The sequence below is a fragment of the Streptomyces flavofungini genome, from assembly GCF_041028215.1.
Taxonomy (GTDB): domain Bacteria; phylum Actinomycetota; class Actinomycetes; order Streptomycetales; family Streptomycetaceae; genus Streptomyces; species Streptomyces flavofungini_B.
This window is the reverse complement of the sequence record NZ_JASKYR010000266.1, coordinates 1-10343: the sequence shown is the minus strand read 5'-3', so window position 1 is coordinate 10343 and position 10343 is coordinate 1. Positions and strand designations below refer to the sequence as shown.

Sequence of the window (10343 nt, the reverse complement as noted above, 5' to 3'; positions counted from 1 at the left end):
GGGCGAGACCCCCGCGAGGTTCCCGTGCTCCAGCCACTCCGCCCKSCWYGSYSSRSSRRSKSSSCRRSCKKCCTCCGCGCKCCCCGGCCCGCGAGCGGACGCTCGGCATGCCGGGGCGCGCGGAGGACGGCTGGCGCGTCCCCGCGCCGAGCCGGGCGGAGTGGCTGGAGCACGGGAACCTCGCGGGGGTCTCGCCCGAGGCCCTCGCGCGGCTGGCGCGTCTGTCCTCGCCGATGCCGATCGGTCCGTGCACGCAGCAGCTGCGGATCTCGGAGAAGGTCGCCGCGCTGCCGACGACGGGCGTCTTCTGCACCACCGGGGGCACCACGGACATCGCGGCGCTCGAAGCGCTGGTGGCGTCGGGTCTGCCGATGGTCCAGCACCTGACCGACCCCCGGGCGACCTTCTTCGAACTGGCCACCGGGCACTGGCCGATGCTCTCCACGCCCGAGGAGCTCTCCGGCGTGCTGCTGAGCGCGGCGGCGGGTGGGGGCCGCCGGCTCGGCACCGTCTGACGCGGGTCAGCTCCGCTTGTCGTAGGTGACGAAGATCGTTCCGCTGTCCAGGAGAACGGCGTCCGTACGCGTGTAGAGCACCGGGTCGAACGGCGTCTCCCGCGCGAACAGGGGTGTGCCCGAACCCAGGGTCAGCGGGCCGATCTTGACGACGAGACGGTCGATCTCGCCCCGCAGCACCCCGGCGAGCTCGCCGCCGCCGCAGAGCCAGATGTCCTTGCCGTCCTCGCGCTTCAGCTCCCGCACCCTCTCGACCGGGTCGGAGGCGACGAGTTCGACGCCCGGGTCGGGGCTCTCGGTGAGGGTGCGGCTGAACACGAGGTGCCGCAGGTGCGGATAGCAGTTGGGCAGACCGGCGGCCAGGCCGATCTCGTACGTCCTGCGCCCTTCGAGGACCGTGTCGAAGTGCGTGCCCCCGGCGGTGATGCCGAGGGCCTCCCTGGCCGGGGCGGGCAGGGTCTCCGGATAGGTCTCCGCGAGGTGCTGGACATAGTCCTGCGCGACCGGCCAGAACCCGTCGGGCCCGGTGGGGTCGGCGCCGTCGGGCCCGGCGATGAATCCGTCGAGGCTGACGGCGATGAAGTAGACGAGCTTTCGCATACGGGCTCCTTGGGGCGTCGAACCGGGGCGAGGACGAACACGTCAGCCGTTGTACTGTGCTTGAAGTGGTCTGAACGTAGTACTTCACCCGGAGTGGTGTCAACGGTGTCGCGCGCTACGCGACGGAGCCGGGCCCCCCGTCCAGCACGGCCCGCACCCGCGCGCAGAACTCCCGCACCGCTTCGGCGTCGGGCCGCTCCCCCGCCCCGGACATCGCCATCTGGAGCGCGGGCCCGCAGGCGCCGCCGTGCCGGTCGATGTCGGCCGTGCGGGCGGGCTGTACGACGTAGTGGATGTGCCCCGGGGTGCGCCCGGCGTGGGACCAGAGGCAGACGTAGACCTGCTCGCAGTCCTCGGCTCAGGCGCGCACGGCGGCGGCGACGCGGGTCAGCAGCGGCCCCGACTCGGCCGCTTCGGCGGGCCCCAGCTCATGGACACCGGTGACATGCCGCAACGGCTTGACCAGCAGGGTCCCGACGCCGAGGGGCCCCACGCAGTGCTCGACGGTCCAGTGCGGGGTCCGCAGAAGCGTCCCCCCGGGCAGCGGAACGCTTCCGTCGGCCAGCCCGCAGGCCATACAGCCGCCGCCCCCGCCCGCCGCGGGGGCGGGGGCGCCATCGGCACTCACTTGTCGGCCCGGTGCAGCCTGATCTCCCGGTTCACGAAGAGGTGTACGTACCCGCACTTCCAGCAGATCAGCCCGGTCGCCGCCTCGTCGGCCCAGGCCATCTTCATGAATTCCATGCCGAAGCTGTTCAGCTTCACTTCCCGCTCACGGAACACGTCCGAGCCACAGACCTGACAACTGATCCGCATCTCTCCGATAACGGCCCGCACCGGCTTGGCACCCATGATGAACTTCCCCCTGGTCGTCGGTGGTCACCCCGAGATTAACCGGGGACCCCGTCTCAGCCCCGGGACACCGGTTCCCGGTCCCGCTCCGGAGTGGTCCCGGCCGGGCTCTGCGGTGCGGTCTCGTCGCGGCCCTTGCGTGGCAGCAGGACCGCCACCAGGACCGTTCCCACGCCGAGGATCGCGGCGCCGATCAGGCTGGTGTGGGAGACCGCGTCGGAGAAGGCGGAGCCGACCGCGTCGGCCATCTTGTGGGCGCCCTGGGTCAGTTGCTCGGCCTGGCCCTTGAGCTGGGCCGCCTGCTGCTGCGAACCGGCCTGGGCCGCCTTCTCGGCCGTCGCGCGGGCCTGGTCGCCGATGCCCTGGGCCACCGCGTAGCCCGCGCCGACGGAGTCCTGGGCGGTGGACAGCGTGCCGTCGGGCAGCTTGGCGCCGGAGGACTTCGCCGCGTCCGCGAGGTTGGCGGAGTACGAACTGGCGAGGACCGAGCCGAGGATGGCGATGCCGAGGGAGCCGCCCAGTTCGAGGGAGGTGTCGTTGACCGCGCCGCCGACACCCAGTTCGGACTCGGGGAAGGCGCCCATGATGGCGTCGGTGCAGGGCGAGAGCGCCAGGCCGATGGCGAGGCCGAGGACGATCAGCGGGGCCACGAAGTCCCCGTAGGCGGAACCCGCGTCCACCCGCGTCAGGAGCGCGAGCGCCACCGTGCCCGCGACCATGCCCGCCGTCACGGTGATCCGCATGCCGACGCGCGGCGTGAGGTAGCCGGTGAGCGCCGAGCCGACGAAGACCGCGCCCGCGAGAGGCAGCATACGGACGCCGGTCTCCAGCGGGTTGTAGCCGAGCACGAACTGGAGGTGCTGCGTGAGGTAGTAGAACGCGCCGAAGACCGCGAGGAAGAACAGTGCCACCGCCAGGTTCGAGCCCGCGAAGCGCCGGTCGAGGAAGCGGCGGATGTTCAGGATCGGGTGCGGGTGCCGCAGTTCCCAGGCGACGAAGGCGAGCAGGCCGACGCCCGCGACGACCGCCGCCGACACGGCCTTGGCGTCCCAGCCGAAGTGCGGGCCCTGGATGATCATGTAGATCAGGGAGCCGGTCCAGACGACCGAGAGCAGTCCGCCGACGTAGTCGATCCGGTCGTGGTGCCCGGCCCTGGACGGCGGGATGAGCACGAAGGCGCCGAGGATGGCGAGCACAGCCACCGGCACGTTGATCAGGAAGGTCGACGCCCAGCCGTGGTTCTCCAGGAGCGCGCCCGCGACCAGCGGACCGGCCGCGATGGCGAGCCCGGCGGTGGCGGTCCAGAGCACGATGGCCTTGGCCCGCTCGGCGCGGGGGAACGTCGCCGCGAGCAGCGACAGCGTGGCGGGCATGATCATGGCCGCGCCGAAACCCATCACGGCGCGGGCCGCGATGACCCCCGTGGAGCTGTCGACCAGGGAGCCCGCGACCGATCCGGCGCCGAAGACGACGAGGCCGAGCACGAGCGCGCCCCGGCGGCTGTACTTGTCGCCGATCGCGCCGAGCAGCAGCATCAGCGCGGCGTACGGGACGGTGTAGCCGTCGATGACCCACTGGAGGTCGGAGCTGGAGAGGCCGAGGTCCTTGGTCATGTCGGGGGCGGCGACGGTCAGCGCCGTGTTCGCCATGACGATGATCAGCAGACTGAGGCAGAGCACCCCCAGCGCCCACCAGCGGCGCCCGTACGGCTGCTCCATCTCCTCGACCGGTTGCTTCATGACCAGCGCCACCGAAGCCTCACCCTTTCCGAACCGTTCCCCGTACTTGTTCATCACGTGCACCGGCGAGCCTGCACAGAGCTGTGCAAATACACACCAGTGTGCAAGTTACGGCATTGCACAAGCATGTGCAAAACGGGGGTGGGTGAGAGGGCCGTACGCCGCGTGCAGAATGGGGGCCATGAGCCGAGCCGACGCCAACCGCCGCCGCATCCTGGAGGTCGCTCTCGCCGAGCTCCTCCGTGATCCGGAGGCGTCGATGGACCAGATCGCCCGGGCCGCGGGCGTCGTCCGCAGGACCGTGTACGGCCACTTCCCGAGCAGGGACGCGCTGATCGGGGCGCTCATCGACGGCGCCGTCGAGGACGTCGCGGCGGCCCACGCCTCGGGGCGGGCGCAGTCCGACGACCCCGCCGAGTCGCTCGCGCACTCCATGGTCGCCGTCTGGGAGATCGCCGACGGCTACCGGCTCCTGGTCGCCCTCGCACAGCGCAGCGTCGCGATGGAGGGCATCAGGCAGCGCCTCGCCCCGGTGCGCGCGGAGTGCGTGAACGTGCTGCGGCAGGGCCTCGCCGACGGGTCGTTCACCTCGTCGCTGCCGCCCGCCGCCCTCGCGTACGTCCATGAGCAGCAGCTCTTCGGCCTGATGGAGGCCGTCAACGACGGGCTGATCGCCCCCGGGGACGCGGGCCGGGCCGCCGCGTCGACGGCCCTGTTCTCGGCGGGCGTCCCCGCGGAGCGGGTGCGGGTGATCATCGCGGCGCTCCCGCAGGGCGCGGCGCTGCCGTAGGGCCTCACCACGTGAAACCACGTGAAACCACGCGAAACCACGTGAAAGACGCCGCCCGCGGCGGAACAGCCCATTCGCTGTCCCGTCGCGGGCGGCGCCCCATGGGGGTCCTGCCTGCGGTCGGGGCCCTCAGACCTTGGCGGGCTCCTTGCCGCCCTCGGCCTGCGGCTCGGCCGCCGTCGGCACGTCCTTGGCCAGGTCGGGGCCGTGGCCGTCGTCGACCAGCGTCCGCTCGTCGAAGGGCAGCCGGCCCGCGAGGACCGCCTCGACCCGCTCCTTGTCGACCTCCTTGGTCCAGGTGCCGATCAGCAGCGTGGCCACCGCGTTGCCCGCGAAGTTGGTGAGGGCGCGGGCCTCGCTCATGAAGCGGTCGACGCCGATGATCAGGCCGACACCGTCGACGAGACCGGGCTTGTGCGACTGGAGGCCGCTCGCCAGGACCGCGATGCCCGAGCCCGAGACGCCCGCCGCGCCCTTGGACGCGATCATCATGAAGAGCAGCAGGCCGATCTGCTCGCCGATGCCGAGCGGCTGGTCCATGGCGTCGGCGATGAAGAGCGAGGCCATGGTCAGGTAGATCATGGTGCCGTCGAGGTTGAAGGAGTAGCCGGTCGGGACGGTGATGCCGACGACCGGACGGCTGACCCCGAGGTGCTCCATCTTCGCGATGAGCCGCGGCAGCGCGGACTCCGACGAGGAGGTGGAGAGGATCAGCAGGAACTCCCGGCCCAGGTACTTGAGCAGCTTGAAGAGGTTGACCCCCGTCACGACCCTGACCAGGGTGCCGAGGACGACCACGATGAACAGCGCGCAGGTGATGTAGAAGCCGACCATGATCGTGGCCAGCGCCTTGAGGGCGTCGAGGCCGGTCTCGCCGATGACGGCGGCCATCGCGCCGAACGCGCCGACCGGGGCGGCCCACATGATCATGGCGAGGACGCGGAAGACCAGCTTCTGGATGTGCTCGATGCCGCGCAGCACCGGCTCGCCGGAGCGCCCCATGGCCTGGAGGGCGAAGCCCACGAGCAGCGCCACGAGCAGCGTCTGGAGCACCTCGCCCTCGGTGAAGGCCGAGACGATGGTCTTCGGGATGATGCCGAGCGCGAAGTCGACGAGACCGGTGTCCGCCTCGTCGGCCGCCGTGTGGCCCGCGCCCTTCTCGGACTCGGTGATGTCCATGCCCGAACCCGGGTGCAGGATGTTGCCGACGATCAGGCCGATGGCGAGGGCGACGGCGGACATGGCGATGAAGTAGGCGAGCGCGAGCCCGCCGACCTTGCCGACCTTCGCGGCCTTGCGGACCGAGCCGACGCCGAGAACGATCGTGCAGAAGATGATCGGCGAGATCATCATCTTGATCAGGTTCACGAAGCCGGTGCCGAGCGGCTTCAGGTCCTTGGCGAAGTCCGGCCAGATGAAGCCGACGGCGATGCCGAGCAGCACGGCGCCGATGACGGCGATGTAGAGGTAATGCGTGCGGTCCCGCCTGGCGGCGGGTGCCTTCTGCGGGTCGGCCGTGCTGGTCACGGGGGCCCTCCTTGAACGACGACGTCGGCGTTGGGGTGCCAGGTGGCGTGCGTGCCCGGTGGCTCGCGGGCCCGAGGGCCGCGTGCCGGTCGGCCCGCCCGTCCGGTGGCGTGGGTGCCTGGTGGTACCTGGGGACGCCTGGAGTGCGTGCGGCTCACGTCCTGGGCGATGTCCTGGGATTCCCGGCGACTATCTCCCGCCCGGGAGGAGCGGTCACGGTTGCGTTCATTTAGTTCGCACTTATACGACCACCTGTGCGAAGAGGCAGACTGGCACCATGTCGCCCACCCGTCCGACCGGCCGCAGCCGCCTACCGCGCAGTCTGGCGGGCCAGCTCTTCGCCATGCAGATCGTGCTGGTGACCGCCGTGGTCGCGGGGTGCGCGCTCTTCACGTATCTGAGCGACAAGCACCAGGCGGAGCAGGGCGCCCGCAACCAGGCCACCGCGGCGGCGCGCGCGGTGGCGGACTCCCCCTCGGTACGGGAGGCCATCGAGGGCGGCGGTGACACCTCGGCGCGGCTCCAGCCGTACGCGGCCCGGGTGCAGCGGCACACCGGCGTCGACTTCGTCACGATCATGGACCCGAAGGGCATCCGCTGGACCCACCCCGACGAGCGGCGCATCGGCGAACGCTTCCTCGGGCACACCGCGGACGCGCTGCGCGGCAGGACCTTCTCCGAGACGTACACCGGCACGCTCGGCCCGTCCGTACGGGTGGTCACGCCGATCAGGGCGGGCGAGACGGGCGAGGGACGGATCATCGGGCTGGTCAGCGCGGGCATCACCATCGAGGAGATCACCGCCAACGCGCGCGGCCAGCTCCTCGCGCTGCTCGGTGTCGCGGCGGCAGCGCTCGTCATCGGCGGCATCGGCACGTACGTCATCAACGCCCGGCTGCGGCGCAGCACCCACGGCATGAACGCGACCGAGCTGAGCCGTATGCACGACTACCACGAGGCGGCGCTGCACGCCGTGCGCGAGGGCCTGCTCATGCTGGACGGACAGCGGCGGATCGCCCTGATCAACGACGGCGGCCGGGAGCTGCTCGGCGTGCGCGGCGACCCCATCGGGCGCAACGTCGCGGAGCTGGGGCTGCCCGTGCCGCTCACGGGGGCGCTGCTCGCCTCCGAGCCCCGGGTGGACGAGCTGCATCTGACCGCCGACCGCCTGGTGGTCGTCAACACCTCGCCCGTGACCGGCGGCGAGCGCCGGGGCACGGTGGTCACCCTGCGCGACCACACCGAGCTCCAGGCGCTCGCGGGCGAGCTGGACTCGGAGCGCGGCTTCACGCGGGCGCTGCGCTCGCAGGCCCACGAGGCCGCCAACCGGCTGCACACGGTGGTGTCCCTCATCGAGCTCGGCCGCGCGGACGAGGCCGTCGACTTCGCCACCGCCGAGCTGGAGCTCGCGCAGGCGCTGACCGACCAGGTGGTGGCCGCGGTGGCCGAACCGGTCCTCGCGGCGCTGCTCCTCGGCAAGGCCGCGCAGGCCAACGAGCGCGGCGTCGAACTCGTCGTCTCCGAGAGCAGCAGCATCGACGACGGCATGCTCCCCGCGGGCCTCTCCGCCCGTGACCTGGTGACCGTCCTCGGCAACCTCATCGACAACGCGGTCGACGCGGCACAGGGCTCCCCCTCCGCCCGCGTCACGGTGACGGCCCGCGCCGACGGCTCCGCCCTCCTGCTCCGCGTCTCCGACACGGGCCCGGGGGTGAGCCCCGCCGAACGCGAGACGGTCTTCGAACGGGGCTGGTCCACGAAGGCGGCGACCGGGCGCGGCCTCGGCCTGGCGCTGGTCCGCCAGACGGTGGAACGCAACGGCGGCGCGATGGCCGTACGGGAATCCGCGGAGGGCGGGGCATTGTTCGAGGTGAGACTCGGGACGGCGGGGGCGGACCCCGCCCCGGACGGCGGCAGCGAAGGAAGAGGCGCCCAGTGATCCGCGTACTCGTGGTCGAGGACGACCCCGTCGCCGCCGACGCCCATGTGCTCTACGTGAACCGCGTGCCCGGCTTCGAGGCCATCGAGCGGCCCGCGCACACCGCCGCCGAGGCCCGCCGCACCCTGGACCGCACCCCCGTCGACCTGATCCTCCTCGACCTGCACCTGCCCGACGGGCACGGACTCCAGCTCGCCCGCTCGCTGCGCGCCGGGGGCCACCCCACGGACGTCATCGCGGTGACGTCGGCGCGGGACCTGGCGGTGGTCCGCGAGGGCGTGTCCCTCGGGGTCGTCCAGTACGTGCTCAAGCCGTTCACCTTCGCCACCCTCCGCGACCGCCTCACCCGCTACGCCGAGTTCCGCACGGCCGCCGCCGAGGGCGAGGCCACCGGGCAGGACGAGGTGGACCGGGCCCTCGCCACGCTGCGCGCGCCGGGCCCCGCCGCCCTGCCCAAGGGGCTCAGCGGTCCCACCCTGGAGCGCGTCATCCGCACGCTGCGCGACGCTCCCGAGGGCCTGACTGCCACGGCGGCCGCCGAGACGGCCGGGCTCTCCCGCATCACCGCCCGCCGCTATCTGGAGCACCTGGTCGACACCGCCCGCGCCGCCCGCAGCCCCCAGTACGGCCATGTCGGGCGCCCGGAGCTGGTGTACCGATGGCTGCCCTCCGTCGAATGAAACCCGGGGCCCCACCGGGCGGACGCGCGAGCGGTCCGTCGGCCGGACCTCGGGGCGGTCCGTCGGCAGACAGCGGGGGCGGCCCCTCGGCGCCCGTCCGATAACAACGTTGTCACGTTGGTGACGAGCGACGACGCCAAGCGGCCGCACGGGCATTGACCTTGCTCCGAACACGCCCTTACGTTCACCGGGCAGAGCCCCGCGCGGCGACCCGGCCGCGTCGGCCCGTAGGAGGTCGTGCCCGTGCGCCCCACCCACCGCCCACTTCTCSTCGCCGCCGCCACCCTGCTCACCGCCGGCACGCTGGCCGCCTGCGGCGGCGGCTCCGGCAGCGACCCCGACACCGTGAAGATCTCGTACAAGCAGTCCACGGACAACGAGATCAGGGTCATGGACACCTATCTCGCGGATATCAAGAAGCAGTACGAGAAGGCCAACCCCGGCAAGAAGGTCAAGCTGGTGCCTATCAAGGCGCCGGACTCCGAGTACTACACCAAGCTCCAGCAGATGCTGCGCTCCCCCAAGACGGCACCGGATCTGGTGTATGAGGACACCTTCCTCATCAACTCGGACATCACCAGCGGCTATCTGAAGCCGCTCGACAGCTATCTGGCCACGTGGAAGGACTGGGACCAGTTCATCGGCACCGCCAAGTCGGCGGCGAAGGCGGCCGACGGCAAGACCTACGGAGTGCCGGACGGCACGGACACGCGCGGCCTGTGGTTCAGCAAGTCCGTCTTCAAGAAGGCGGGGCTCCCGGCCGACTGGCAGCCGAAGACCTGGGACGAGGTCCTCGACGCCGCCCGCACCATCAAGAAGAAGGTCCCCGGAGTCACCCCCCTCAACGTCTACACCGGAAAGCCCGCGGGCGAGGCCGCGACCATGCAGGGCTTCGAGATGCTGGCGTACGGCACGGGCAAGGACCCGCTGTACGACACGGGCGCGAAGAAGTGGGTCACCGGCAGCAAGGGCTTCAAGGACTCCCTCACCTTCGTGGAGACCGTCTACAAGGAGAAGCTCGGCCCCGACGTCTCGGACGCCCTCGACCCCAACTTCGCCACCCGCGTCCGCGGTGAACTGCTGCCCGAGGACAAGCTGGGCATCAACCTCGACGGCTCCTGGCTGCCGCAGGACTGGGGCAAGGGCGCGGGCCACGAGTGGCCCGAGTGGTCGCAGAAGCTGGGCCTCGCGCACATGCCGACCCAGCACGGCCAGGCACCCGGCAAGGTGAGCATGTCCGGCGGCTGGACCTGGGCGATCCCCGCCAAGGCGGGCAACCCCGGCCTGGCCTTCGACTTCATCAAGACGATGCAGACGAAGGCGAACGCCAAGAAGTGGTACATCGCCAACTCCGGCATCGCGGTCCGCGAGGACGTCGCGTCCGATCCGTCGTACGTGAAGGCGCAGCCCGGCATCAAGTTCTTCACCGACCTGGTCGCCTCGACGCACTACCGGCCCGCCTATCCCGCGTACCCGAAGGTTTCCACCGCCATCCAGGAGGCGATGGAGTCGGTGACCACGGGCGACGCCTCGGTGGCCGAGGCCGCGCGCGGTTATGACGAAGAGGTGGATTCCGCGACGGACGGCGAGGTCGTCAAGAAGTAGCGCCGCTCCGCACGCGGCCGACGCGGCGCCGCCCCCCCGCACACGCCCCGCCGCAGATGAGTGCCGGTACCAGGAAGTGAGTGCCCGTACGTGACT

The 10343-nt window shown here is 71.5% G+C and carries 9 protein-coding genes; 4 read left to right on the top strand and 5 right to left on the bottom strand.

Features of this window, described 5'->3' with window-relative positions:
* Window positions 1–521 precede the first annotated feature (521 nt).
* The 4 genes from AB8Z36_RS19445 to AB8Z36_RS19430 all read right to left on the bottom strand — a co-directional run bounded on the left by AB8Z36_RS19445 (window position 522) and on the right by AB8Z36_RS19430 (window position 3718).
* Window positions 522–1115: a dihydrofolate reductase family protein gene (locus AB8Z36_RS19445; RefSeq protein WP_369214610.1), complete on the bottom strand. Its 594-nt coding sequence runs from the start codon at window positions 1113–1115 to the stop codon at window positions 522–524.
* A 358-nt stretch (window positions 1116–1473) separates the two neighbouring features.
* Complete coding sequence (locus AB8Z36_RS19440; protein WP_369214609.1) at window positions 1474–1743, bottom strand: hypothetical protein; 270 nt, start codon at window positions 1741–1743, stop codon at window positions 1474–1476.
* Window positions 1740–1967 carry a hypothetical protein gene (locus tag AB8Z36_RS19435; RefSeq protein WP_369214608.1) on the bottom strand — a complete coding sequence of 76 codons (228 nt, stop codon included), beginning with the start codon at window positions 1965–1967 and terminating at the stop codon, window positions 1740–1742. Before AB8Z36_RS19435 ends, AB8Z36_RS19440 begins: the two co-directional genes overlap by 4 nt.
* Window positions 1968–2023: 56 nt before the next feature.
* Window positions 2024–3718, bottom strand: coding sequence for an MFS transporter (locus tag AB8Z36_RS19430; protein ID WP_369214607.1), 1695 nt, complete (start codon window positions 3716–3718; stop codon window positions 2024–2026).
* 160 nt (window positions 3719–3878) lie between these two features.
* Between AB8Z36_RS19430 and AB8Z36_RS19425 the strand changes: the two genes are divergently transcribed.
* Window positions 3879–4496, top strand: a complete 618-nt coding sequence (locus tag AB8Z36_RS19425; protein ID WP_440581953.1) for a TetR/AcrR family transcriptional regulator — start codon at window positions 3879–3881, stop codon at window positions 4494–4496.
* Between the two features lie 129 nt (window positions 4497–4625).
* On the opposite strand, the gene AB8Z36_RS19420 is transcribed toward AB8Z36_RS19425, so the two are convergent.
* Window positions 4626–6023 carry a cation:dicarboxylate symporter family transporter gene (locus AB8Z36_RS19420; RefSeq protein WP_369214605.1) on the bottom strand — a complete coding sequence of 466 codons (1398 nt, stop codon included), beginning with the start codon at window positions 6021–6023 and terminating at the stop codon, window positions 4626–4628.
* 277 nt (window positions 6024–6300) lie between these two features.
* On the opposite strand from AB8Z36_RS19420, the gene AB8Z36_RS19415 reads away from it, so the two are divergent.
* From AB8Z36_RS19415 to AB8Z36_RS19405, 3 genes are all read left to right on the top strand, one after another.
* Window positions 6301–7962: a sensor histidine kinase gene (locus AB8Z36_RS19415; RefSeq protein ID WP_369214604.1), complete on the top strand. Its 1662-nt coding sequence runs from the start codon at window positions 6301–6303 to the stop codon at window positions 7960–7962.
* Entirely contained in the window at window positions 7959–8642 is a 684-nt protein-coding gene (locus tag AB8Z36_RS19410) for a response regulator (protein ID WP_369214603.1), read from the top strand. Before AB8Z36_RS19415 ends, AB8Z36_RS19410 begins: the two co-directional genes overlap by 4 nt.
* Window positions 8643–8885: 243 nt before the next feature.
* Window positions 8886–10247: an extracellular solute-binding protein gene (locus tag AB8Z36_RS19405; RefSeq protein ID WP_369214602.1), complete on the top strand. Its 1362-nt coding sequence runs from the start codon at window positions 8886–8888 to the stop codon at window positions 10245–10247.
* The last annotated feature ends 96 nt before the right edge of the window (window positions 10248–10343 follow it).

Excerpts from the sequence above, each read along its gene's own strand:
- AB8Z36_RS19445 (WP_369214610.1), bottom strand. The coding sequence starts at position 1,115 with ATGCGAAAGCTCGTCTACTTCATCGCCGTCAGCCTCGACGGATTCATC.
- AB8Z36_RS19435 (WP_369214608.1), bottom strand. The coding sequence starts at position 1,967 with ATGGGTGCCAAGCCGGTGCGGGCCGTTATCGGAGAGATGCGGATCAGT.
- AB8Z36_RS19425 (WP_440581953.1), top strand. The coding sequence starts at position 3,879 with ATGGGGGCCATGAGCCGAGCCGACGCCAACCGCCGCCGCATCCTGGAG.
- AB8Z36_RS19415 (WP_369214604.1), top strand. The coding sequence starts at position 6,301 with ATGTCGCCCACCCGTCCGACCGGCCGCAGCCGCCTACCGCGCAGTCTG.